Source organism: Thalassotalea montiporae, assembly GCF_053485855.1.
Genome location: NZ_JBQRUO010000001.1, coordinates 143,917 through 170,033, shown reverse-complemented (window position 1 = coordinate 170,033; position 26,117 = coordinate 143,917). Strand labels below are relative to the sequence as shown.

Annotated in this window: 20 protein-coding genes and 2 riboswitches; of the genes, 9 read left to right on the top strand and 11 right to left on the bottom strand. The window is 44.4% G+C overall.

Annotated features, from left to right (window positions below; genetic code table 11):
* Positions 1-110 precede the first annotated feature (110 nt).
* From ACSLUR_RS00750 to ACSLUR_RS00725, 6 genes are all read left to right on the top strand, one after another.
* Complete coding sequence (locus tag ACSLUR_RS00750; RefSeq protein WP_448550903.1) at positions 111-2,423, top strand: S8 family serine peptidase; 2,313 nt, start codon at positions 111-113, stop codon at positions 2,421-2,423.
* Positions 2,424-2,436: 13 nt separating this feature from the next.
* Positions 2,437-2,970, top strand: coding sequence for a serine protease external chaperone (locus tag ACSLUR_RS00745; protein ID WP_448550901.1), 534 nt, complete (start codon positions 2,437-2,439; stop codon positions 2,968-2,970).
* Positions 2,971-3,392: 422 nt separating this feature from the next.
* A complete protein-coding gene (locus ACSLUR_RS00740; protein WP_448550899.1) occupies positions 3,393-4,268 on the top strand; it encodes a YncE family protein in 876 nt (291 codons plus the stop codon).
* 447 nt (positions 4,269-4,715) lie between these two features.
* On the top strand, positions 4,716-5,267 hold the full coding sequence (locus tag ACSLUR_RS00735) for a GbsR/MarR family transcriptional regulator (protein ID WP_115998896.1): 552 nt from the start codon (positions 4,716-4,718) through the stop codon (positions 5,265-5,267).
* Between the two features lie 502 nt (positions 5,268-5,769).
* Positions 5,770-7,149 (top strand): cytochrome ubiquinol oxidase subunit I, encoded by a 1,380-nt coding sequence (locus ACSLUR_RS00730; protein ID WP_448552947.1) that lies wholly within the window; start codon positions 5,770-5,772, stop codon positions 7,147-7,149.
* A 44-nt stretch (positions 7,150-7,193) separates the two neighbouring features.
* Positions 7,194-8,219 (top strand): cytochrome d ubiquinol oxidase subunit II, encoded by a 1,026-nt coding sequence (locus tag ACSLUR_RS00725; RefSeq protein WP_448550896.1) that lies wholly within the window; start codon positions 7,194-7,196, stop codon positions 8,217-8,219.
* Between the two features lie 93 nt (positions 8,220-8,312).
* Here ACSLUR_RS00725 and ACSLUR_RS00720 read toward each other — a convergent pair whose 3' ends face one another.
* The 6 genes from ACSLUR_RS00720 to ACSLUR_RS00695 form a co-directional block, all read right to left on the bottom strand.
* Positions 8,313-10,169, bottom strand: coding sequence for a TonB-dependent receptor domain-containing protein (locus tag ACSLUR_RS00720; protein ID WP_448550894.1), 1,857 nt, complete (start codon positions 10,167-10,169; stop codon positions 8,313-8,315).
* A gap of 63 nt (positions 10,170-10,232) precedes the next feature.
* A riboswitch (cobalamin riboswitch) is annotated at positions 10,233-10,386 on the bottom strand.
* Between the two features lie 66 nt (positions 10,387-10,452).
* Positions 10,453-11,367 carry a cobalamin-binding protein gene (locus ACSLUR_RS00715; protein ID WP_448550892.1) on the bottom strand — a complete coding sequence of 305 codons (915 nt, stop codon included), beginning with the start codon at positions 11,365-11,367 and terminating at the stop codon, positions 10,453-10,455.
* Positions 11,368-11,388: 21 nt separating this feature from the next.
* The gene (gene cobO / locus ACSLUR_RS00710) at positions 11,389-11,994 is read right to left on the bottom strand and encodes a cob(I)yrinic acid a,c-diamide adenosyltransferase (protein WP_448552945.1); all 606 of its coding nucleotides are present in this window, start codon (positions 11,992-11,994) and stop codon (positions 11,389-11,391) included.
* 1 nt (position 11,995) lies between these two features.
* Positions 11,996-13,534 carry a cobyric acid synthase gene (locus ACSLUR_RS00705; RefSeq protein WP_448552943.1) on the bottom strand — a complete coding sequence of 513 codons (1,539 nt, stop codon included), beginning with the start codon at positions 13,532-13,534 and terminating at the stop codon, positions 11,996-11,998.
* A 52-nt stretch (positions 13,535-13,586) separates the two neighbouring features.
* Complete coding sequence (locus ACSLUR_RS00700) at positions 13,587-14,699, bottom strand: FecCD family ABC transporter permease (protein ID WP_448550890.1); 1,113 nt, start codon at positions 14,697-14,699, stop codon at positions 13,587-13,589.
* Positions 14,692-15,561, bottom strand: a complete 870-nt coding sequence (locus ACSLUR_RS00695; protein WP_448550888.1) for an ABC transporter ATP-binding protein — start codon at positions 15,559-15,561, stop codon at positions 14,692-14,694. Before ACSLUR_RS00695 ends, ACSLUR_RS00700 begins: the two co-directional genes overlap by 8 nt.
* 120 nt (positions 15,562-15,681) lie before the next feature.
* Positions 15,682-15,922: riboswitch (cobalamin riboswitch) on the bottom strand.
* A gap of 166 nt (positions 15,923-16,088) precedes the next feature.
* Here ACSLUR_RS00695 and ACSLUR_RS00690 point away from each other — a divergent pair.
* Positions 16,089-17,492: a sensor domain-containing diguanylate cyclase gene (locus ACSLUR_RS00690; protein WP_448550886.1), complete on the top strand. Its 1,404-nt coding sequence runs from the start codon at positions 16,089-16,091 to the stop codon at positions 17,490-17,492.
* A gap of 92 nt (positions 17,493-17,584) precedes the next feature.
* Here the strand turns inward: ACSLUR_RS00690 and ACSLUR_RS00685 are convergent, their stop codons facing one another.
* Positions 17,585-18,679 carry a hypothetical protein gene (locus ACSLUR_RS00685; protein WP_448550883.1) on the bottom strand — a complete coding sequence of 365 codons (1,095 nt, stop codon included), beginning with the start codon at positions 18,677-18,679 and terminating at the stop codon, positions 17,585-17,587.
* 228 nt (positions 18,680-18,907) lie between these two features.
* Between ACSLUR_RS00685 and ACSLUR_RS00680 the strand changes: the two genes are divergently transcribed.
* The gene (locus ACSLUR_RS00680) at positions 18,908-20,938 is read left to right on the top strand and encodes a DNA topoisomerase III (RefSeq protein ID WP_448550881.1); all 2,031 of its coding nucleotides are present in this window, start codon (positions 18,908-18,910) and stop codon (positions 20,936-20,938) included.
* 43 nt (positions 20,939-20,981) lie between these two features.
* On the opposite strand, the gene ACSLUR_RS00675 is transcribed toward ACSLUR_RS00680, so the two are convergent.
* The 4 genes from ACSLUR_RS00675 to ACSLUR_RS00660 all read right to left on the bottom strand — a co-directional run bounded on the left by ACSLUR_RS00675 (position 20,982) and on the right by ACSLUR_RS00660 (position 25,487).
* On the bottom strand, positions 20,982-21,773 hold the full coding sequence (locus ACSLUR_RS00675) for a hypothetical protein (protein WP_448550879.1): 792 nt from the start codon (positions 21,771-21,773) through the stop codon (positions 20,982-20,984).
* Positions 21,774-22,124: 351 nt separating this feature from the next.
* Positions 22,125-22,775 (bottom strand): PEP-CTERM sorting domain-containing protein, encoded by a 651-nt coding sequence (locus ACSLUR_RS00670; protein ID WP_448550877.1) that lies wholly within the window; start codon positions 22,773-22,775, stop codon positions 22,125-22,127.
* A gap of 15 nt (positions 22,776-22,790) precedes the next feature.
* Entirely contained in the window at positions 22,791-23,540 is a 750-nt protein-coding gene (locus ACSLUR_RS00665; RefSeq protein WP_448550875.1) for a PEP-CTERM sorting domain-containing protein, read from the bottom strand.
* Between the two features lie 264 nt (positions 23,541-23,804).
* On the bottom strand, positions 23,805-25,487 hold the full coding sequence (locus ACSLUR_RS00660) for a sulfatase-like hydrolase/transferase (protein WP_448550873.1): 1,683 nt from the start codon (positions 25,485-25,487) through the stop codon (positions 23,805-23,807).
* 225 nt (positions 25,488-25,712) lie between these two features.
* On the opposite strand from ACSLUR_RS00660, the gene ACSLUR_RS00655 reads away from it, so the two are divergent.
* The gene (locus tag ACSLUR_RS00655) at positions 25,713-26,114 is read left to right on the top strand and encodes a hypothetical protein (RefSeq protein ID WP_448550871.1); all 402 of its coding nucleotides are present in this window, start codon (positions 25,713-25,715) and stop codon (positions 26,112-26,114) included.
* Positions 26,115-26,117 lie beyond the last annotated feature (3 nt).

Sequence of the window (26,117 nt, the reverse complement as noted above, 5' to 3'; positions counted from 1 at the left end):
CACAACTATAACGTATTTCTTATTTACTGGCATAAAAAACACATGGCTTATTGTGTTAAAGGTTAAAAAAATAAATGTAGTTAGGATAACTACTTACAATGGAAATATGCATGAATAAAAAGATGTTTAAACTGACAGCAGTTAATGCGGCTGTTTTACTCTCCCTAGCTGGTTGCGGTAGCGACAACAATCCTCCCAATGTAGAAGTCAATAATCCACCAAGTGCTCAGAAAGTTACCGTAACTGACGCCAAGCAGTGGATACCTGTTTCAGGTACTTTAGATGCCCGCGACCCAGACGGCGATGCTTTAACAATCTCTTTCTTAGAAAACGGTAATACAATTCGCGCCGTTGATGGGGTTTATACATTTAGCCACGGCCAACTAACACTAAATGGGCTAGATTTCGAGTATACATCGCTATCTGGTCAAGATGCCGTTATTACCTACACTGCGACAGCACAGAATATTGTAGCGTCATCTACAGTTGAATTTGTCAATGTCAGCAATGATCCATTGGCATACCAACAATGGCACTTGCGCAACACCGGACAAAAAGCTTATGCGCTTAGCGATGCTATGTACGAAGGCTTAGTACAATTATACGTAGAGCAAGGTCGTGGTACTGAAGCAGAGGCGCGTGAACGTTACGACAATATATTTGAAGAGCAGAATGCTACCGCTGTGATCGCTGGTGAAGATATGAATGTTGCCAATGCCTATGCGCAAGGTGTTACAGGTGCTGGCGTAACTGCTGTTGTTGTTGACTCAGGTATGGAAATTCGTCACGAAGACTTAGTTGATAACGTATTACCAAACCGCTCAATCAACTTAGATGCTACAACAGTTGACCGCACTGATCCTACTAGCCAAGCCAATAGTGGTGACCACGGTACCAGTGTAGCAGGCTTAATTGCGGCGAAAGGTTGGAATGGCTTAGGTGGCCGTGGTGTTGCTCCTGACACAGGCCTAATCGGCATGAACTACTTAGGTGGTGATAAGATTCCTCAACGCGACCTACTTGCTCACGGTTTCCCTGGTAGCGGTATTTCTGCAAGTGAAGAAATTTCAGCATTTAACCGTAGTTATGGTATTACCTTCCCAACCTTTATTGGTTATTCATTGGTTGATGAAGCAATTGAAGCGTATCCAAACTTAGCACTGCGCAACGGTAAAGGTGCGCTAAACGTTAAATCTAACGGCAACTCTTTTGAAGATGGTCGTGGCGAAGGTTCATTTTGTGCCGACAATGGTGCGCAAACGCTTGGTTTACCTTGCTACAATGCGGCGTTTGAGCCAAGCCAAGCCAATATTCACTACTTAAGCGTAGCTGCAGTAAATGCCAACGGCTTACACACAAGCTATTCGCAATCAGGTGCTAATACTATGGTCGCAGCACCAGCAGGTGAATTTGGTCGCTACGATCCAGCGATGGTTACCACTGACCAAATGACCTGTATCAATGGTTACTCAGGTTTCAACGGCGGTACTATTGCCGCGTGGAGTAATTTCTTTGGCGAAGCATTTGCGGCTAGCCAGCTGGCGTTTAACTACCCAGGTCATCCAGAAAATGCGACCTGTAACTACACTTCAACCTTCAATGGTACTTCTTCAGCAGCACCAAATGCATCTGGTGTTATTTCATTAATTCTGTCTGCGAATCCAGCATTAACATGGCGCGATGTTCGCCACATTTTAGCGTCTACCAGCACTATGAACGATCCTCAAAATGAAGCGGTCGAAATCGCTATTGGCGAAGGCTCATTCATGGCGCACGATGCTTGGATTGAGAATGCAGCAGGTTTCAATTTCAACAACCTATATGGTTTTGGTCGTGTTGATGCCGGTAAAGCCGTTGAAATGGCGAAAAACTATGCTGAAAACTTAGGCGACTACGTTACAACAGATTGGGTTGGAGCTAACGATTTATCAACAGATATCCCTGATAACAATGCCACTGGTATTGTGCAAGAGATAGAGATGATCGAGGACATTACCATCGAAGGTATGCAGTTCTCTTTTGACATTAGTAACGAAGAGATGGGTTTCGGATACCTACTAGAGGATGGCACTCCAGTGCAAACTTCTGCTGGTAACGATATTGCCATTGAAGTTATTTCACCTGCAGGAACACGCAGCGTATTATTATCTTCTAAGCAAGCTATCTTCTACCCTGCTTTCTCTTTTGATGTAGGTTTCCAACCTGGTTACGTGCTTAAAGACGCAGTATTCTTGTCAAATGCTTTCTATGGTGAAAATGCCAAAGGTACATGGAAAATCAGAGTGCTAGATACAGGAAATACTAACTTCGCGTTATCTGGCGGTACTGACAACAACCTTGAAGTTGCGGCTATTGTTAACAACAATGTAGATAGTAAGCTTGAAGCCGTATCGGTTAGAGCATTCGGACATGCAGCGCAATAAGAAGGACAATATAATGAAATTAAATAAGTTAATTATGCTAGGTGCTGTCGCTTTAGTGTCTAACGCTGCACAAGCAAACATTTCAATTGAAGATCAATTATCACAGTCGGTTTCGAAAACAGCGACGCTAACACAGCAAACAAAAGCAGAATTTGGCGCGTACAAAGTTGAGCCGGCGTTACAGCTAATACCTGCATCAATTGCAGATACCAAAAATGTTGTTGCCGCCAAAGGTGCTATGTCTGTTGTCACTGGCAACAGCAGCGATATTGTCAGTAAAGGTTCAGTGGTCAGAAATACATTGACCAATGAATTAACAACACTGACAGGTAATATTATTGTGTTGTTAGCAAAAGACGCTGACGCCTCTGCAGTAGCTGCCCAAGCAGGTATGAGAGTGGTCTCAGTATTTCCAGGTACCGACCTAGTCGTATTTGGCGCAATACCAGGTAATGACTTAGTTGATGCATTTAACAGCTTAAATGAGTCTTCACTTGCTTTATCTAGCAAGGTAGAAGTAACCGACACATTGTTCACTGCGCAATAATCGTTACATAAATTTAAGTGCTCACATTACCCGTGAGCAATAACCAACAAAGCCCTGTCGACTGATAGGGCTTTTTTATTCCTGCTTTTCTATATCTAGATTTAAAAATCTCTCTTACAACATCACGCAGTTTTTCCAGCTATAGCTGTTATTCATTTCCTATATTAAACTTTTCATAGCTTAAGTGCTTTTCTTGGTACTTTGATCTGCTTAGCACTGTGATCTGTTTTGTTTTGATCATATAAGTTCAGGTGCCTCAATAAAGTATCTTCGTCTATTAAAATAACAACAGGCAAAAAATAATGCGTCTCTTTATTTTATCTCTAATTTATATACTAACTTCGTTTACTCCTGCTCTTGCCGATACCAAGCCATCGATGCTTACCGGCACTTTGGTCGTCGTTAACAAAAGAGGCGATGACATGAGCTTTATCGATCTAGCGAGTCGACAAATAGTCGCAGCTAGAGCCACAGGCAAAGGTCCGCATGAAGTGGCGGTAACAAAAGATGGTAAATGGGCAGTAGTCACAGATTATGTCGGTGGCAATAGCTTGTCGGTGTTTGATATCGCAAACGCCCAAAAAGTCAGAACAATAGATTTAAGCGACTATCCAAGGCCGCACGGCATTTTATTTCTTGCTGATCAACGACGTGTTGCAGTATCAGCAGAAGCCGCGGATGCTGTGGTCATTGCCGATATTTTTAGTGGCAAAATCACACATGCCCTCAGCACTGAGCAAAAAGGCTCGCACATGGTGGCACTAAACGGCGCAACCGATAAGGTTTACACCACCAATATGCAATCCAATACGGTCTCTGAGTTATCCATTCCCGACGGTAAACTACTTAGACAAATCCCCATGCCAAAAACACCAGAAGCAATCACCATTAATGCCAGTGGCAGTGAGCTTTGGGTGGGTAGTAACCAAGACGGATTGGTTACCATCTTTGACACTAAAACAGGTAAACAAATCAAACAATGGAAAGACTACACCTTTCCTTACCGCGTTTTATTAAGCCAAGATGAGAAATATGCCGTCATCCCAGATTTTCGCCAAAATACACTCGATATTATTGAAGTTGAGAGTAAAACACGGGTCAAGCGAGTACAGTTTCCAGAAAAAACCACACCAAACGGCGTAATTTTCGCCCCAGATCAGCGAACTTTGTTTATGTCTGCATATGACAAAAATAAAGTATACGTAATTCAAGTACCCAGCGGTAAGGTGTTGTTCGAATTGCCAACGGGTGATGGCCCTGACGGTATTGGCTACTCACCATATACACTTAGCCGCTAACCCCCCCTCCCAGAAAGGTAGCCAAATATTGAGGTATCGATATAAGGAGGCGCTAAAGCAAAGTGAGCTACGGTAAGGGTATAACTAAATACGTTTTGTGTTTAAGCTAACCTAAATAGACCAATCACATTTAAGTTTACTGATATAAGTAAACTTAGACATAAAAAAAGGCTCAGCCATAAAGCTGAGCCTAAAAACGCCCCGTCGGGGTGGCTGGTGTAGACTTCCAGCACACCCGATAAGTCCATCTTAATCCTTTTGATAAAACATTTTATTGACTTATATCAAATTACCTTTACAATTTTCAGAAATTACTGAAAATTCAGAAACTGATAAACACTGAAAAATGTTGGCAGCATAGATACGGGCAACTGTAACCCAGTTATGCAAAAGGATTCCAATAAATAGTGTTGCATGGTTAATCAGATAACTGCGGAGTAGCGGCTAATGAAAGTGTCATCAATGACTCAATCGTTAATTCTTCACTTTGGTGAAATGGGCTCGAAATGGGGGTTAAATCGCACCCTAGGTCAAATGTATGCCCTGATTGTGTTGACCGAAGCACCACTTAATGCCGACCAAATTAGTGAGTGCCTACAAATCTCACGCTCCAATGTTTCTATGGGTTTAAAAGAGCTTAAATCGTGGAACTTGATCAAGTTACAGCATATTCCCGGTGATAGAAAAGAGTATTTCTCTGCACCTAGCGATGTTTGGGAAATTGCTCGCACTTTAGTGGTTGAACGCCGTAAACGCGAGCTTGACCCAACTTTATCTATGATGCGCGATGCCTTGTTGCAAGAGCCTGGTAACGACGCCGATCGCTATGTACAAAAACGTGTGCAGGAAATGCATGATCTGATGGAAATGGTCACCCTTTGGTCAAATGAGTTGCAGGGCATGTCATCAGACAAACTGGCCGCACTGCTTAAACTCGGCGAAGGTATCGGCAAACTCATTGATATGAAAGACAAGCTATTACCCAATAAAAAAGCTTAAGCGCGTAATGGGCAAACAATGGCTAAGTAGATAAAGCATCAAAGACTAGCGCACAAGCGACTAACACCAAAAGCGTTTGCTTAAAACACAGGCTCAAAACATAAGCTAAGAAGCGCAAACAAACTAATTCCGATAAAGATCATCTCCCCCTTTTTCCCAGTTTAGACAGGGTTATGATCCTTATCACAGCAAAGCTGCCCGTAATGTTCAGCGTTGCGAACAACCAAGCTGAGTATGCAGGCCTGTATTGTAGGCTGATGAGCAAACAAAGTCGGGCTGTGTGCCGCTAATGTGTTTTGGCATGCCTAATTTGCATAGCTAATTCGCATAGCTAGTTCGCATAGCCAAGATACTTCATGCTCATACCTTATTAGGTGTTGGCTCGGTCAAGTTGAAAAGAATTCGTTTAGCTAATGCGCCCAAGGAGGTGCTTATGTTTGCTTTTAATCCACTTGCCTATATCAATCTGGCCTTTATCGATTTGGCTGCTGAAACTGGCCTGATGTTGTCGCGAATTCAATTTGCCGCCAACATCAGTTTTCATATCTTATTTCCAACCATCAATATCGCTCTGTGTTGGATTCTCGTTTTCTTCAAATGGCGCTACAACCGCACCCAAGATGATGCTTGGCTGCGCGTATATCGGTTTTGGGTGAGGATCTTTGCACTAACATTCGCCATTGGCGTGGTCAGCGGCATTACCATGTCTTTTCAATTTGGCACTAACTGGCCCGGTTATATGGAAAAAGTCGGCAATATCGCTGGCCCTTTATTGGGCTATGAAGTAATGACCGCCTTCTTTTTGGAAGCCTCCTTCTTGTCGATCATGCTCTTTGGCATGGACAGAGTCTCGAATCGCGTACACACCATAGCAACTGTGCTAGTCGCTGTTGGCACTAGCCTATCGGCCTTCTGGATTTTAGTGCTCAATTCTTGGATGCAGACGCCCGCAGGTTTTGAAATGATCGACGGCGTAGCCCATGTAACCAGCTGGTATGAAGTGGTATTTAACCCTTCTATGCCTTATCGCCTTGCCCATATGCTACTAGCTTCGGCACTGACCGCAGCCTTTTTGATTGCTGGTATTTCCGCTTATCGCTTGATTAAAGGGGATCAAAAATCGTCAGTAAAATATGCACTTAACTTTTCTGTGCTGCTGGCTGCCGTATTGATGCCACTGCAAGCTTTTGTTGGTGATTTACATGGCTTGAATACCTTTGAACACCAGCCAGCGAAAGTCGCTGCGATGGAAGGGGTATGGCAAACTGAACGCGGTGCCCCGCTACTGTTATTTGCCGTGCCAGATGAAGTTGCGCGCACTAATCATTTTGAAGTCGCCATTCCAAATTTAGCTAGCCTGATTCTAACGCATGAAATTGACGGTGAAATTCGTGGCCTAGATGAATTTAAAGGTGAACATCCTCCCGTCGCCCCAGTGTTTTACAGCTTTCGTTTAATGATTGGCATCGGGCTATTAATGTTAGCCATCGCTTGGCTCGCTACTTATCAGTTTGTTTATAAAAAACGCTACCCAACATGGCTACTAAAAACCACCGTGGCCATGACCTTTTCTGGCTGGTTAGCAACACTTGCTGGCTGGTATGTCACAGAAATTGGCCGCCAACCTTATCTAGTGTCAGGTGTACTGACCACTAAAGAAGCTGCCACAGGCATTGCCCCAGAAAATATCGCCTTATCGCTGATCTTGTATTTGCTGGTTTATGGTTTCTTATTAATTGCTTATATCAAGACCTTGTTTGTGATGGCAGATCGCGCCGTTAAGCTTGAAGCGACAAACCCTAAATTGGCAGATATGCAGCAAGCAGATAGCCCTAGCGAAGCTTTAAATGAAAAACTAAGCACGCCAGCAAGTGCCCAATAATTCACCATACGATTTAGTATCAAAAAGTTGTAAAGGAGTTTGTGATGGAGTTTGTTACAGAAAGCTCAACAGTAAACTGGTTACCTATGGTGTTTATTGCACTCATGGGCTTGTCGTTTCTGGTGTACGCCATTTTAGATGGCTATGACTTAGGCGTCGGCGTATTGCTACCCACCGACAAAGCGGCCGCCAATCAAGCAGCACGCGACAAAATGATCTATTCAATTGGCCCGTTTTGGGATGCCAATGAAACTTGGTTAGTGTTAGCCATTGGCTTAATGCTGATCGCATTTCCCAAAGCCCATTCGATTGTGCTGCAAGCTTTGTATTTACCCACGGCACTTATGCTGTTTGGCTTAATTTTACGCGGTGTATCTTTTGATTTTCGCACCAAAGCGCCGAGTAAAGACAAGCATAAATGGGATTTGGCGTTTAAAGCCGGATCGTTAATCGCCACCCTGTGCCAAGGTTATATGCTGGGCCGCTATGTAACCGCGTTTGATGCTAGTACTGCGGCAACCTTATTCGCCCTGCTCTCTGCGATTTGTGTCACCGCAGGTTACTGTTATGTTGGCGCAGCTTGGTTGGTAATGAAAACCGAAGGTGAATTGCAAAAACGTTCGGCAAAATGGGCGATTTGGTCGAACCGTTTTATGGCAGTAGGGATAGTCGCAGTTTGTATAGCCAACCTATCTATTGATCCGGTTATCGCCGACAAATGGTTGGGCTTTCCGCAAGTGTTTATCTTGATCCCATTGGTTATGCTGTTTGGCTTTATGTTTGTCACCGTTGAGCTTTACTTACGCAAAGTGCCGATGGCAGATGATTTTGGCTGTTGGTACCCGTTTGTTTGCGCCATCATTATTTTCACTTTGTGTTTTTGTGGCTTAGCCTATAGCTTCTATCCGTATATCGTGCCAAACCAACTGACGATTTTTGAAGCAGCCAGTGCCCCTGCTTCACTCTTAGTGATTTTCTGGGGCGCGGTGATTGTATTGCCTGTGATTATTGGCTACACGATTTTTGCGTATAAGGTGTTTTGGGGTAAAACCAGTCAGTTAAATTACTAGTTGTTACTACTAAGTAGGCAATTTCTAGAAATAAAAAAGTGAGGGCTAGCCCTCACTTTTTAGTGTCGAAATACCTTATCGGTAGTTAACTCGCTACATTGCGTAATTAATACCAATATACGCAGCGCGATCTTGCGTGTTGTAGTTAACGGCAGTTTCGTAGTTTTCGTTGAATGCGTTAGTAATACGCGATTCAACTGAAAGGTTTGCCGTTACAGGGTAGCTTGCCGTTAAATTAACTAGGTGGTAGCTGTCTAGTTTGACACGACCAACACCAAACACATTGTCTTCACGCTCACCGCGATATTGGTATTCCACATAAAGCGATAAATCACCAATGTTAGTGTCGAACTGGTAGCTAAATTGATCTTTAGCACGACGAATTAACTGCTCGCCCGTCGCCTTGTCTTCCGCATCTACATAACCCGCATTAATCTGGTGGTTACCACCAAAACCTTGGTACTTCGCGGTAAACTCGATACCTGACATTTCCGCTTCATTCACATTGGTAGGCTGGAAGAAGAAATTTGCATCCGGTAGCCAAACAATCAGGTTATCGACATCTGTTTGATACAGGTTAAACGCCATATCAACGTTGGCGTAGTTCGTTTCGAACACTAACTCAATCGTATCTGAAGTTTCCGATTGCAGATCTGGGTTACCAGAAGAGAATTGGCTCGCAGGAAAGTATAAATCATTAAAGCTTGGCGCTTTAAAGCCACTGCCTGCATTTAGCGCAATGCGTGTATCTTCATTGATTTGATAGCCAATGCCTGCGTTGTAAGTGGTTTCTGAGTCAACATTTTCAACATCGTCATGGCGAACCGCCGCTTCAACCGTTAAGTCGTTTTTACTGTACAAGCTATGAGCGTAAAACGCTGTCACATCGCGTTCATCTTCGGCAAAATCAGTCGTACTGTTGAGTTGCTCGTTGTAGTAATCAAAGCCTAAGTTAAACTGTAAAAATGGGAAAACTTGCGCGTGGTTTACCAGTGAAAACTGATCACGGCGTGTTTCAAATACTGTGGTGAAAGCATCAGTACCATCAAGGTAATTTTCCGAGTAATCACGATTTTGACCAATAGACAATGTAGTGTGGTTTTGCACATGACCAATAACTTTGCTGTAAGTACCACGTACTAACCAAGCGTGGTTGCGAGTTTCTGCTTCGTTGGCACCACCAAATGCATTGTCGTATTCATTATCACCTTGATCGGCTCGCGCTAACCAATCAATTGCTAATTGGCTGTTAACTTGCTGCTGACCTTTAATCGCTACCGAGTCATACTCGTAGCCATCGTTGTCATCTTCAGCAGTTTTTAACACGTCAAAGCCATCGCTTTTCTCACGGTTCAAAGTAATGCTAGTATGGCCCTTACCGTCTGGATGTGCGATGCCTGCACCTGCTTTGTACTGGCGATAATCATCAGCACCCACTGTAACACCAGCAATATATTCACTGCCTTCAAGCTGGCGCGTGAAAATTTGAATCACGCCACCAATGGCATCAGAACCCCAAATAGCAGCACGAGGCCCTTTCACTACTTCAATACGGTCAATCAGTTCAGGTGCAATAATTTGCGTGTTGGTTGAACCCAAGCTAGCAGAGCTGACACGAATGCCATCAATCAGCACTAACGTTTGGTTCGAGTTTGTGCCACGCAAGAACAGCGATGAATTTTGACCACGACCACCTTGGTTAGTGATATCAATACCCGGAATGGTATCAAGCACATCATCAAGTGATTTTGGCTGAATTCGGGCGATATCTTCACGCGTGATCACAACTACGCTAGCAAGCGCGGTATCGATATTGACTGGCGAGCGACTGCCCGTCACGGTAATAACTTCTTCATCAGCAACAGAAGGAGTTTGGGCGTAAACGTTGGCATTTACTGTGATGGCAGCGCCGATAGCCACTGCTAATTTGGATAAGTGTTTTATGTTCATATGTCCTCAATTATTGATGCCCACCGCATCAAGTACTGCATTAGTGACTTTATTAAGTCTTTATTAAATTAAAGCTATTTAGGTAATCGGGCTTTATGACTCACAACTAACGTTTAGCTATGAATTGTGGCCATATTACCGTTGCGGGGGCAGCGCTGAACTCTCATCAGCTTCCCCTAAATAACCCTGCTATGTCGCCAAATAACGTTGGCTAAACGGCGTTAACTTTTCTAGTGTTAACGCGAAATTTCTTTATCAGCAATGTACTTGCTAGATGTTGATGTTATTCACGAAAGCTATCGAGTTGCTGACACATATCAGCCAAGCCAACCAGCATATTGCTACTAAAGCGATGCATCACATCGCCATTGGTATGAATAATTTGCTGCTTTTTCACCGCAGGAATTTGCGGCCAATTTTGCCAGCCTGCATCCGGCTGCTTGTTGCCTTCACCGCTGCTGGCATCTGGGATAACAATCACATCAGGCATTGCAACCAAGACATTTTCAACACTAACTTGCGGCGTTTTGGTTGGTGCATTAGCAAAGACATTATTGGCATTGCAGCTAGTCACCAACTGATTTATCCAACTGTCTTGATTAATGGTCATTAAAGGCGTTGACCATAGCTGATAGAACACCGACAGCGCTTGCTTGTCTTGATATTGCGCTTCGATGTTGGTCAGCTGCGTCATAAACTGATCCGCTTTTTGCTGAGCTAATGCTTCTTGCCCAGTAAGCTTGCCAAGCATCACCAACTCTTTGGCAACATCAGCCAGTGCTTTTGGCTCACTAAGCTGCACGTTTAAACCTAGCTCTTGCATTTTGGCTAAGTCTTGCGCCTGATTACCACCCTGCCAAAACAAGATTAAGTCGGGCTGATAGCTAAGTAACCTTTCGATACTAATCCCCGCGTGACCGCCAATACGCGGAATTGCCTTGGCCGCTTCTGGGTGGTTGGCATAGTCAACTGTTGCAACAATGCGATCGCCGGCGCCAATTTCATAGAGCATTTCTACAATATGCGGCGCAAGCGCAACAATACGCTGGGCGGGTTTAGGCGCAGACGTGGTTTCTAAACTAGCGGCATCCAGTACTTTTTCTGCTGCTATTTCTAATGCCATTGCTTGTTCGGCAACCAAGCCATTCAGCAGTACAAAGAGCAGAAAAAAGTAGCGAGTAATTGAGCTTTTCGACAAAATCATAACTTAGTACATAGCTTAGTAATCAAAGCCAACTTGGGCTTTTATACCGGCATCGAATGCATGTTTGACGTTTTTCACTTCACTAACGGTATCAGCCAGTTCCAGTAATTTGCGATGGGCGGCGCGTCCAGTAACAACTACAAACTGATGCTTAGGGCGATTGGCTAAACAGTCAATCACTTCATCAACTGGCAAATAATCATAGCTCAGCATATAGGTCAGCTCATCAAGCAAAACAATGTCGAGCTCAGGGTTAGCAAGCATTTCTTTAGCCCCTTGCCACGCGGTTTTCGCTGCCGCAATATCGGCTTCGCGATTTTGCGTTTCCCACGTAAAGCCGGTTGCCATCACGACAAACGGTACGTCAAACTTTTCTAACAACTTACGCTCACCACAGTCCCAAGTTCCTTTGATAAACTGCACCACACCCGCTTTTAGGCCATGACCCACAGCGCGTGTTACTGTGCCAAAGCCAGCCGTGGTTTTACCTTTACCATTGCCGGTGATGACCTGCAAAATACCGCGTTCTTCTTGTGCTGCCGAAATACGTTCATCAACTTTTTCTTTCAGTCGTTGTTGGCGTTTTTGGTGGTTATCCGAACGATTTGTCGATTTATCCATGTCACTCATTGCCATGACGATAAAACTCCCGTGTTATGTCTAATAATCTGTCGATATCTAAGTGTTGTTCACACACTGCGGCCAAGCGTTCAAGCTCTTGCTCGCGGTGCTGATCTAAATCCAAAGCAGGTACTGCCGATTGTGGCTTAACCCAGTGCAAAATTGCTTGGGTTGGCGCAGGTTTATCAAATAAACCGTGTAAGTAGGTGCCGATCACTTGCCCATCGCTTGAGATAAAGCCATCGTTAATTAATTGCCCTTGCTGGTTGCGATAACGGGCAAAGGGTTGTGCCATCGCGCTTCCTTGGCTAATACCACAATGGATTTCATAGCCTTGAATGACGATAGATTCTGCTGCCAATTTATTCTCAAGCAATTCACTCTCAAGTAATAGCTCAGCAGCCACTTGCACAAGTGCCTTTTCTTCGGTGAGTTCGGTAGCAAAATCAGCAAGACCTAGGGTGGTTTGCTCAGCAACACTTGATTCAATACCACGAGGATCGCAAATTTTATGGCCCAGCATTTGTAAACCGCCACAAATTCCCAGCACTTTTCCGCCGTAGCGCAAGTGCTGCTTGATTTGCTTTGCCCACCCTTGCGCGGCTAAAAACTGGTAATCACCAATCACGTTTTTCGAGCCGGGTAAAATAATCAAATCACAGGCAGGAATCCCCTGTCCGACCCGCACATAATGAAGATTAACCGACGGATTTAACCGCAGGCTATCAAAGTCGGTATGATTGGAAATATGCGGCACCAGCAATACTGCAATGTTAATCTGTTCAATTTTAGCGTCGTTAACATTGGCAAGTGCTAACGCATCTTCGGCGTCTAGTGCCAAGTCATGCAGGTAAGGTAAAACGCCAAGTACTGGCTGGCCGGTTTCTTGTTCAAGCCAATCAAGCCCAGATTGCAGCAAACTAATATCGCCGCGAAAGCGATTAATCACAAAGCCTTTAACCCTTGCTTGTTCCGTTGGCGACAGCAAAGCTAGTGTTCCCACTAAATGAGCAAATACACCGCCTTTGTCGATATCGGCAATAATAATTACTGGGCAATCGACTGCTTCGGCAAAGCCCATATTGGCTATATCACCAGCCCGTAAGTTGATTTCGGCAGGGCTGCCCGCCCCTTCCACCAACAAATATTGGAATTGCTCACTCAGTCGTTGATAAGAATCGAGCACAGCATCCATCGCGACTTTTTTATAGTCTTGGTAAGCTGCCGCTTCCATATTATTAATCGCTTTGCCGTGCACTATTACTTGCGCACCAGTATCGGAATTTGGTTTCAGCAAAATCGGATTAAAGTCCACTTGCGCAGGCACTTTTGCGGCTATTGCTTGTAGTGCTTGAGCACGGCCAATTTCGCCGACTCCATCACTTTCTCCGATTGCCACAACCGCGCTATTAAGTGCCATATTTTGTGGCTTAAACGGTGCGATATTAAGTTGACGATTTGCCAAAGCGCGGCACAAACCTGCAACGAGCGTACTTTTACCCGCATCAGAGGTGGTGCCTTGTACCATCAGGGTTTGCATGGACAGGGGTTGCATTGTTGCTGTTGTTCTTTCAGTCATTCTTGCGCCCTACTTACTGACTTTGGCGGCGATAGCGCACCACCATTAACGATAAGAAAAAGCCACTACCAAGTAGCCCAGTGATAATACCGAGCGGTAATTCTTGGTGAGATAACAATGTGCGGGCAATCACATCGACCCAGACCATAAACACGCCACCGAGTAAACAAACGGCAATTGGGTGAATCACTTGCGCTTGTGAAACAAATAGCCGAACAATGTGTGGGATCATTAAGCCTACAAAGCCAATACCACCGCATACGGCGACTAAACTTGCGGTTAACAAAGAACTTAACAGCAGCATAACCAAGCGGAACTTTGCGACATTCACGCCCAAAGTAATCGCACTTTCATCTCCTAACAGTAAGGCCGAAAGCTGACGACGAAACAGTAATACCGCCACTAACGTAGTTAACAATAAAGCCAAGGGCAAAATAAGTTGTAACCACTGGGCGCGAGCAAAGCTGCCCATGGTCCAGAAGATCACCGCACTAATCGCCTGTGGATCGCTAAAATATAAGGTCACGCTAGTGATGGCGCTAAATAGGAACGACAAAGCGACACCCGCTAACAGCATAGACTCGACCTGCCGACCAATCGCCGAACCTGCAACTGCTAGCAGAACCGCAATGGCAATCAGCGCGCCAATAAAAGCGGCAAACGATAAGCTTAATTGATTCACTAGCGGCGATAGCCAACTCTCGCTTTGGCCAAGAGCTGTGCCAAGTGCGGTGCCGGCAAAGGTCATAAAAAGCACGACACCTACGGTTGCCCCTGACGATATACCAAACAGATAGGGATCAGCGAGTGGGTTGCGGGTCACGGTTTGCAGCATAAGTCCCGCTAGTGCGAGGCCGCCACCGGCAATAAAGGCCAATAAAGTACGCGGCATACGCAGCTGCCAAATAATTTGCTCGGCTAAGGCAGCGCTTGTTGCGACGCCTTGCTCAGCGGGCTCAGTGGGCATAACAGGCTCAGCAGCTCGAAGATCGCCAATAACAGCATAAAACGCTTGCTTAAGGCTAATCTCCGCCGCGCCAAAAGACAGGGCTGACACCAGCGAAAACAATGACAAACTCAATAACCCGACAAACCAAAGTGTTGAGCTGTTGGTACGACTACTCATGTGCAGCGCCTTGTTCTACCGAGCTTGCTAATTTATTTTCTGAGCGATAGTGATAAGTAATTAACGGGCTGCCATGCTCGGGGTGCGGCTGCAATTGGGCATTCACGCCAAACACTTCGGCGAGTAACGATCGGGTGAGTACCTGACTAGGCGCGCCATCGGCCACTAATTTGCCATTGCTAAGTACCAGTAACCGATCGCACATGGCGCTGGCTAAATTCAAATCGTGGAAAGAAGCAAGTACCGTAATACCAAGCGATTTCGCTAAGTTAATAATTTGAATTTGGTATTTAACATCAAGGTGGCTAGTGGGTTCATCCATGATTAGCAAGCTAGGTTGTTGCACCATAGCACGGGCAATTAAAACGCGCTGTTTCTCACCGCCAGATAGAGAATCAAAACTCTGCTTTGCTTTATCAAGCATCGCCACTTGCGTTAGGGCTTGTTGCACTTGGAATTGTTCATTGCGGCTAGTGCGATGCCAAATTGAGGTGCGCGGTAATAAACCTAACTCCACCACATCAGTAACCGAGAGGTTAAAAAAACTTGGTGATTCTTGTAGTACCACAGCCACTTGTTGCGCGTAGGCTTGTTGGCTGTATGTTTCGAGCGGTTGGCCTTGATACTGTACTTGCCCAGTCGTAGGGCTGTGATAGCGGTACAAGCAGCGCAATAAGCTAGATTTACCCGCGCCATTGGGGCCAAGTAAGCCAACAAACTCACCTTGTTTTAGGTGAAAATTGATCTCGCTTAAAATAACTTTGCGACCAGTTTGCCAACCCAGATCAGTGACCGCGAGCTGTTGCCCACTTAAACTAGGATCTGAAGTTTTAGTCGTGTTTGCTTGTGCTGCTTGCTGCATCGCCTTAGCCAGTAACAACAAGCTACCATTACGATAGCCGCCAAATGTCGGCGCAGTTGCACAGCAAAGCCCGGCCAATAAGACCGAAAAGACAATGCCCGAGTAACCCGCTCGACTTGTTAATATGAAGTGGTAAATACCGGTATCCTGACTAACAGCATCTCGACCTACACCTTCCCAAGTTTGTTCGCTAGCTCATCGCATTAGCACTTCAACACTCAGTGGTTTACCAATTCTAGCCGCTCAAAATGAACGACGTTTTGGCAAATAGGCTGCTCTGTTTACAGTTGCGGGTACAGTTGAGGATTTTCACCCCATTCCCAAGCACTTACCTTGAGCGGCAATTATCAAGGCTGGCGCTAAAAAAGCAAGCATAACTGGCGATAACTTATACCGTGGGCGCATTTAGGCGAGGCGAACCGACTTTGATGCTGGTTCGATATCGATTAATTACAATTTATCATTGGTTAAGTGTTAGGCAATTCGTTAAAATCCGCGCAATTTTTTGTTAATAGCTTGTTACCTCGATGCCCAGAAGTGAAAATTATTTAAAAAAGGAACTGTATTCTCTAATAAAAGAAGATGCGAAGATTTTTGAATTTTTACAGTCTGGCGCCACAGATGGCATGTGGTATTGGGATCTAGAGCAACCCGAAAATGAATGGATGAGCGATCGATTTTGGACTGAACTTGGCTATGATCCGACTAAAAAATCGCATCTCGCTTCAGAGTGGCAAGATATTATCAACCAAGATGATCTGCAGCTAGCATTAGAGAACTTTCAAAAGCACTGCGACGATCCAAACCATCCTTACGATCAAGAGGTGCGTTATCGTCACAAAGATGGCTCCACCGTTTGGATTCGCTGTCGCGGCATCGTTATTCGCAATAGCGACAACCAACCCTATCGCATGCTTGGTGTCCACAGCAATATCACCGCACTAAAAGAGAGTGAAGCACTCTACCGAACAAGCCTTAAGAAAATCGATCATGCCTATACGTCAGTTAAATTGGCACTGGAAGAAAGTGAGCGACTATTTGAAATGGCACCAGACGCAAACTTAAAGCTGGATGTCCGTGGCAATATTATTAAAGCTAACCAGCAAGCAGAAGAGTTATTTGCCTGCCCTCGCAACAAACTAGAGCAGCTAAGTGTTTTTAGTTTAGTGCCACTTGCTAAACTAGAAAAATACCAACAAGCGTTCAGAAAATATTTCGATCCTTGCTATACCGGAGACAGCCTATTTAAAAAATCACTGGCCATTCTCGATTACGCTGGTCGCCCACTAACTATTGAGGTAACGCTTAACCTAATTCCGACAAGAGCAGGGAAAATCGCACTTGCGACCATACGTGATATTTCGGAAAAAGAAGCCCTAATTCAATCGCTGCAACACCAACTTGAAGAAAACCAAAAGCTACACGCTTTGGCCTTATCCGACCCTTTAACCAAAATTTTCAATAAGCGTCACTTTAACAATATGATGCTAGAAGAGCACAATAAAGCGGTTCGTCATCAGCAACGTTTATCCTTGATCCTCTTCGACATTGACTACTTTAAAGCAGTGAATGACAACTATGGTCACGATGTTGGCGACAAAGTGTTAATGCAACTAACCCAGTTAATTAAACAATTTGTACGTGAAGAAGACACCTTTGCCCGAATTGGCGGTGAAGAATTTGCCATTATTACGCCATTTACCAACACAGATGCAGCGTTAACTATCGCCGAACGTATTGTCGAAGAGTGCGCTAAGCACCCGTTTGTGATTAACGACCAACAACAAATAAACATCACGGTTAGTGTTGGTACCGCTTCCCTTTCCAGCACAGATAAAACTTGGTCACCATTATTTGAACGTGCTGACAAAGCGCTATATCAAGCAAAACGTTTGGGCCGCGACCAAGTTCAAGTTAGCGCGCTTTTTTAAGCTAAGGTTTTACATTAGAGTTTTTAAGTGAGTACTTTAGTCGCAATACTCGCGCAGCCACGCACGTTGTTAATGCGTTAGCATCTTATGGGTTAGCTCGCAGTTGCTAAGCGTATTGGCGCAGCCAAAGCTTCAGACAATTGCTGTTTTAGTTGTTCTGGCTTATCGACAGCAAGCCAAAGCTTGTTAACTGGCTCTGGCATTTGTCCCATCATTGCCATATAAGTTTGTGGCTCGCTAAACACCAGCTCAATATTGGCAGCTTTGCCTTTCTCCTTACCTTTATATGTGTCAGTGCCTGTGGCCTTCGCTTTACCAAGCAGTAATTGCTCTTTATTGTCTGCTTGCTGAAAATCACCTAAATTGACCTCTGCAATCGCTTTAACGTCAATCACAATAAAACTCCAAAAGGCAGCATTAACCACTAGTTTGTCTCCTAATAGGTAAACAGAGTAATGCCTTGCGATACGATGATTTGCCGTACTAAAAATAACGCTATAGAAGAAAAAACTGGCAACAATAATCGCCACAAGCTCGCTCCAGCCTGCCAATAACCAATAACAGCTTGTGCCAAGCACTACACAGCCTGTGAGCAATGACAACCAATGCCAACGCTGAGTGGAATTTACCTGTAACTGCGCCAGCGCCTTTGCGTGGTTACGCGAGAATTTTGGAATAGCGTAATACCAACTAGCCGGCTCCCATGCAAATGGCACAGCTAGGGTTAATTTCTTATCATCATTTTGGTACTGATTAAACGCATGAACGCGCGGATCGCCACTTAGCTTTCTGGCCTGCCATAGGCCTTTTACTATGGTCACCATTAAATACAATTCGATAATCAGCAAAACACCGATAATTGGATAGCGCAAATACGTAATAAACTCGAAATATTCAGCAATGTTGCTAGGAAAGCTGTAGCGAGCGCATAACGCGCTTAATGAAAAGATCAGTAACATTTTCCAAGGCTTTTGCTGACCGGCCTTAATCACCCAAAACCAATACAACACAGGTAAGAAAATAAAGTAGCCAAATACCGCCAACAGCAGCGGCGACATGGCAACTAGGTTTTCAACCGTCAGTGTAGAGCTGACCACCAACTGCTCTGGCAATAACTGAAAGCCTGCGGTAAATACCACTAGGGCGGTCAATAAGAATTGCAGTCTTTTTTTAACAGGGGTGCGCATCGCTTCATCCTTGAATAATTTTTATAAGTGTTCCTTATCAGTCGCAGGGCATAAAAATTTATTACACCATTGCCTTTAATTTATTGCGCCCCTAATTTATTCCGCAAGTACCTATAGCTTATTGATTACCGATAACTATTCTTGCTACCACCTTAGCAACTGGATATTTAACCAGTATCAAGTTACACTCGCTTTATCACTCTATTAGCACTTGTTTAACTCCACTTGATGAAGCTGTATATCGCCGAAAAACCTAGCCTAGGACGAGCCATCGCTGATGTGCTCCCCAAACCGCATAAGAAACAGCAAGGTTATATTCAAGTAGGCAACGGCGATATTGTCACTTGGTGTATTGGCCATATTTTGGAACAAGCTGAGCCTGAAGCTTATGGTGAGCACTATAAGAAATGGCAACTTGAACATCTGCCGATAATTCCAGAGAGTTGGCAATTAAAACCTAAGTACAAAACCAAAAGTCAATTAACCGTGATCCGTAATTGGCTGAAAAAAGCGGATGAAGTTATTCACGCAGGCGATCCTGACAGGGAAGGCCAGCTATTAGTCGATGAAGTGCTTAATTATTTAAAGCTCAATAAAACGAAAACCTCAGCGGTAAAGCGTCTATTAATTAGCGACTTAAACCCAGCCGCAGTGAAAAAAGCCCTTAGCCAATTGAAATCTAATCAAGCTTTTATGCCGCTATCGGTTTCAGCGTTGGCACGCAGCCGCGCCGATTGGCTTTATGGCATTAACCTGACCCGAGCACTGACGATTCAAGGGGGCAAGGCGGGCTATCAAGGGGTATTGTCGGTCGGCAGAGTACAAACCCCCGTGTTGGGCTTAGTGGTCAATCGCGATCGCGAAATTACCAACTTTGTTAGTAAGCCTTTTTATGAAGTGGAAGCCGAATTATCACTCAACCAGAGCACGCTTAACCAGAACACAGATAGCCAAGCCACATCTGCGCCAAACATCATGGCCAAATGGCAACCGAGTGAAGCCTGCCAGCCTTATCAAGATGAAGACGGACGGGTTGTGGTAAAAGCGCTGGCAGAAAATGTGGTGAGCCGCATTCACCAGCAAGCAGCGCAAGTCACTGAGCTGATAAAGCAAGACAAACAACAAAACGCACCACTGCCGTATAACTTGTCTGCCCTGCAAATTGATGCGGCTAAGCGCTATGCAATGAATGCTAAATTAGTGCTAGACGTTTGTCAGGCACTGTATGAAAAACACAAGCTGATCACTTACCCAAGATCAGATTGCCGTTATTTACCTACCGAGCATTTTAGCCAAGCACCGCAAATACTTGCCGTGCTCAAAGACAGCCAACTGCCGCTGGCAAAGCAGTTAAGCGATGCCGATCCCAAGCGTAAAAGCCGTGCTTGGCAAGACAGTAAAGTAGGCGCTCATCACGCGATTATCCCTACCACCAAATCGCCAGCTAAGCTTAATTTAAACAATTTTGAGAAAAATATTTATCAACTGATTTGCCGCCAATATGCTGCACAGTTTTTTCCTGCTTATTGCTATCAGCAGATTAAAGCGAGTTTTTCAATTGCCGGCGGGTTATTTACCGCTAGCACTAACATAGTGTCACAACTGGGTTGGAAATCGCTCTTTACTCCCTCCCAAAATAGCAAAGGAGGAAGCACGAAAGCAGAGCAAGCTAAATCTACCAGTAACAAAGCAGATGACGGTGAACAGCAAAATAACAACCCTGCCCTCGCAACCTTAACCCAAGGGCAAACCTTATTTTGCCAACAAGGGCATTTACGAGAGAAGCAAACCGAGCCACCGAAGCATTTTACCGATGCATCTTTGCTTGCCGCCATGACGGGGATTGCCCGCTTTGTCACCGACAAATCGCTTAAAGCCATTTTAAAAGAAACCGACGGTCTAGGCACAGAAGCGACCCGCGCAGGAATTATTGACTTGCTATTTAAACGGGGCTTTTTACAGCGCCAAGGTAAACAAATTCATGCAACCGATGCAGGAAAAGGCTTAATTGATGCCTTACCTAACGATTGTACTCAGCCAGATATAACCGCACGCTGGGAGTTATCACTTAACCAGATTGCCGATAAAGCCTGTAGCTATGGGCAATTTATGCAGCCTATAGAAGGTTCATTGCACGGCTTAATTAATTTGCTTAGCCAGAAATTGCCCAACTCATTACAAGGGTTGAAAAGTCCACAAAAGCCAGCGTATAAAAAGCGCAGAAAAACATCACATCGCAAACGAAAATCAATTGTTTAAACATTTTTTACAGCGAATGCATATTTGCTGGCGAATACATTTTTTAATGGCGGACGCCATGTTTACGTCGAATAAATAGCCCTACCAGCGCCAATGCAAACAAACTCATCATATTTGGTGTCGGGATCGTTGCTACTTCTCGAACTAACCAGGTACCGACAGTGGCATTAGCAAATTGCGCAGTATTGGTCGCATTAAATGAGAGAATATCGGTAACGTTATCGCTGATCTGAAAACTAGTTTGCCCATCCAAAACAAAAGGCGATCTATACCTGCCACGATTACCTACAGCAGTATTTGTAAATCCGCGCGTTTCACCTATGTTGGGTAAATTGGGGTTTACATCATTAATAGTGGCACCGCTGTCTTGAGATGCCTCATGCACAGTGTCACCAAAGGCAAGAATAAACTGCTCTGTGAGATCACTTGAACCATTTCCTATCGTTACTTGCTCATTGCCCAATAAAGTCAGGCCGAAAAACGTTCCAAACAAGCTGGTAAGATCTGAGCTGGCCACTGTTGACCAACCACTACTTAAATCTGGCGTAAGACTATGCACGTCATTTAGCGCGCCACTATTTGTGGTGACTAGGCTAGTAGAATTGTTTAATCGTCCATCGTCATTCAAGTCGGCGACAAGGCTGTTGTAGGAAATACCATTGGTAACAGACAGATCTAACCACTCCCAAACACTGCCATCACCTCGGTATTCAATCACGGTTAAGCCATTGTCTTCAAAATTATTGTCAACGCCTATCATCGCCGCTTGCGAGTTAGCTGATAGACCAGCGAGAAAAATCGTACCGACCAATGTTACTGACTTCAAAAAATTCATAAAAATTCCTTATTTACTAACCACATAAAATAACTACACCAAATAACTGCATCCAATAATCAGATCAAAGCGCCTAATCACTACCGCTTTTTGGCTAGCTGCCCTATCGACTAGACCTGCAATCAATAGAAAGGCATGTGACTAGCTATGCAAGGATTCAGCGTAGACCTAATCCGACAAATACAGGCTAACAACAAAATATGGAGGGAAAATGGAGATAAACTCACTGATTTAATTTAAAAAAATGGTTTCGAGAAGAAATGTTTATAAGAGGATATGGCTGTACCTTAACGGCGCAGCCATTGGCTTAGCTCTGGCCTAAAGGCTTAGGCTTAGACTTAGTAACTAGGCCTATTGATGAACAGAGTTTACTTTCCATAACCTTATTGCCACTAAACCCAATGCCAAAATTGCAATAGAACTAGGCTCTGGTACTGGTGTTGATATCGCACTAATCACTTGGATACTATCAATATTTAAGCCATTAACTGAACGATCAAAAATAGAGGCATTACGATGACCTGTGCGAACAAATAATTGATCAAAGCCGCCCCCTTCAAAGCCCAGCACGCCTTGCTCTTTTTTGCCAATGTTGAGCGCCCCTTCGAATACGACTTGACCGTCATTCCAAAGGCTGTAATGCACCGCCTGATTGTTTAAGTTAGGACCTAGAAAAAGAAACTCTAAGGCAGTAAATTCAGCGCCGCTCGCCATGGTAATTTCGGTATAGCCATAGTCTCCACCATTGGGAAGCCAAGAGCGCTCGCCTTCTATGCTTGAGCTCAAGATAATATCATTTCCCGCTTGCGCGAAAATTTGGCGCACTTGAATACCATCTTCTACGTAATAGTTTTTGCCGTTTTTAAAGGTATTACTAAAGCCTTCGAAGCCGTTAAAATGCGTAAGATTTGACTCATCAATAAAGTCAGTGGTGTTAACCATTAGCCCAGCATTGACAGCAAATGCCAATATATAGAGGCATAAAAAAAATAACTTGGTCATACGCTTACCCTCAGCTTATGACAAGGGTTTTGAACGACGCTTACAAACCAAAGCAATCAACCCAAATGCAACTAGTACAATTGGCGCTGGCTCAGGCACTGCGGTTGATTCTGTCGAGCGAACAAGTGCGACACCGAGGCCATTTCGAACAACACTATTAGGACGGTTGTCAAAAAACAAACTGCTACTGCCTGGGTTATAAGGAGACGGAATAGGATCAGGGGTTGGGATATACCAGTCGTCATAAACAGCTGCCCAGCCAAATATATTGTTACTTTCATCACCAAACAAAGCGCCTGAATATTGCCACCCACCTCGATTAAAAGTATCACCAAACAGCGAAACCAGAATTAACTCTCTGTCATCGGCACTCTCCACACTGCCATCGGCAGGTGATGTATATGATTCAGATTTTCCGTCTTGCCAATCAAATTCGCCATAACTAAGGTCAAACGCATTAAATAGATCAGCCATCTGTGCACCAGACGCCAATTGCCAACCATCACTAGCATATGCCGCTAGAGCATCATCAATAGACATGCGTCGAGTTTCAGACCATTGCAGCCATTCAAGGTTGTTACCAGAGTCAGTGACAATATTAGTGTCACTATCAAGCGAATAGTCGCTGATAAGCCCAGCATAACTGGTTAACGAAACTAGACTAAAAGCAATGCTAATTATTAAAGCTGAGCCTAGCTTAAATGAGCCTTGCTTAAGTGCGTTACCTTTCTTGTTTACGACCTTTTGAGATGTATTAGATGCCATCGCCGTTTCCTTGCAAAAAGTTGTTACTAAAACCGATAACGTAAAATTAACAACAAAATATGGAGGAAAAGTGGATAGCTTTTGGGTGTATGTTAAATTTTTGGGGAAACAGTGCCATGTATAAGTCAGGCAGGATAAAGGTCATGTAAGCCAAAAGACACAAAGTCTAAGGCCACATAAACCAAATGTGATATAAGGCAACCAAGAGCAAGCCGTCAGGTTTTGCTCTTGTCAGATAAATCAAGCAAACAGCAGTTACCTAATTTACTCACCGCGAATGCGTTCAGCTTCGGCATTTAACTCCGCCACAATACTCGACAAAGCGGCATTATTGATAAGATCTTCAGCTTCATCGATGTCTTGGCTTATCTGGTATAAGGCTTGTGGCTGACCATCTAAAGCAAGCAGTTTGTAATCTTGATTTCTTACTGCCCAGCCCGTTGTGTTATCGCGAATAAATTCCGTGTAGTTAAATTGGCGCAGTGGCTGCTCAGCGCTGCTCAGTAAAGCGTAAAAGCTATAACTATTGTTGATTTGAGTAGGCGCGCTCTGCTCGCTCGCCGCGCCAACAAACTGGCTAATAGTGGCAAAAATATCAGTGCTATTAATGAGCGCATCTTCTCGCTGATTTTCGCGTTCTACGCCAAAACCAGCCGCTAGCATCGGCACCCTTACCCCACCTTCGTATAGCGAATTTTTACTGTGACTGCTGCTAAAAACACGGGTATCAATCACGCCGCCTGGCGTACCGTTATCCCCTAAATAAATAATTAACGTGTTGTCTCGCTCGTCCTCTGGTAACGACGCCAATAGCCGCCCAATTTCACTGTCCATCGCTTCAATAGCGGCCAAATAATATTCCCGTCTGTTGCTTTGGATATCAGATGCTGTGCCAGTTAAATGCGAGCGCGAGTGCAGTTCAGCTGGTGGTAAATGAAACGGCGAATGCGGTGCCACGTATGCGAGCCATAAAAACCAGGGACGTTCTTGCTGGTTTTGCTCTGCCAGCCAGTCAACCGCAAGATCGGTAATTCCTGAGGTGTGATAATCAGAGCGTTCACTGGTTTGCCCCATTTCGGTTAATTGCCATTGGTAGTAATCATCAATTGTACCGGCGATAGTACCAGCATAGTAATCAACACCGCTGTCAGTGGGGTGGCTTAAATCAGGATTTGCGCCGCCCAAATGCCACTTACCAATCACTGCCGTTTGATAATCGCTGTCGATGCTTTTTATTTGTCTTTGCAGGGTATTAGTATTGGCATCCATTACCGCAGGAACAAAATCAACACCGCTGTTAATGCCGTGCAGCCCAGTAATTATGGTTGCTCGCGTTGTGGTGCAGGCAGGGGTAGCCCAGACATTGTCGAATACTAATCCTTGAGCAGCCAAGGCATCCAAATTAGGGGTTACGGGTAAGTCTATCGAGAGGTTGTATTGCGCAGAAGCATCAAGCCCTTGGTCATCAGCAATGATCAATAAAATATTAGGTTTACCAGCACTGTTTTCATCTGGAATGGGCGCAATAACAGTATCACTTTCGGCGCTGGTAACGGTTTCTTGAAAATTGTCACCATCGGTATATTGGAGCTGCACAGATAAACTGGCGCCGATATCCTGCTCGGTTATTTGATAACTAGTTGACGTTGCGCCAGCGATCGCTTGATGGCTGTTATCGGCAAAGCGACGCCATTGATAGCTGAACTGACCCAGCCCATTTGCATCCGCCAGGTCTTGGCTAAAACTCAAGGTTTGCCCAACAACTGCCTCGCCAACTAGCGTGATGCTGCCAGTTGGCGCACTGTTTGTTGGTGCAGGGTTAGTGGGTGCCGAACTGTCAGGAACTACGGGTGTTGGCTCGTTGGTGTTATTCGACTCTCCACCATCGCCACCGCCACACGCAACGAGTAACAGGAAAACGCAACTAAACGTAAAGACACGAGACATGAAAACTCCTCATACAGGCTGCGATTGCAAGGTTATGTTTTTGTACTTCAACTATGACATAACATTATGGAAAAAGAATGGAGAAGGAAAGGAAGTTCACTGCAAACTCACCAGTAACTAGTTAGTAACTAATTAAAGATTTTATGACGTTCTATTATTGCTTTATTTATGCTATTCAATAGCATACTGTTGATTAATTTACAAAAAGTGCATGAAGAGGATGTTATGCCAAGACGACTAACACAAACACCACCCCATACCCATCAAACGCTAAAAAATATGAGCTATGAAAGTTTAGTGATTAGTTGGCTTATGTATGACGGTTGGCAAGTGTTCACACCCATTTTGGATAATGGACACCAAACCGATATTCTCATTTCTGATGGACCTAACTACTGGCGTATTCAAATTAAAACCGTTGAAGCGTCGGGCGAAGATCAAGTAGTTGAAAATCGATGGGAAAATAGTGATGTGGATTACGTCGTGTTTATTGCCAGAAACTCAACATGGGGATATATCGCACCTGCCTTTGAAGAAAAACGGCGCCCATTAAAACACCCAGAGCACGCTAGATTTGAGAGCAACAGCAGAACACAGTTTTTAAAGGAGTTTCATAAAATAGATTAGCCC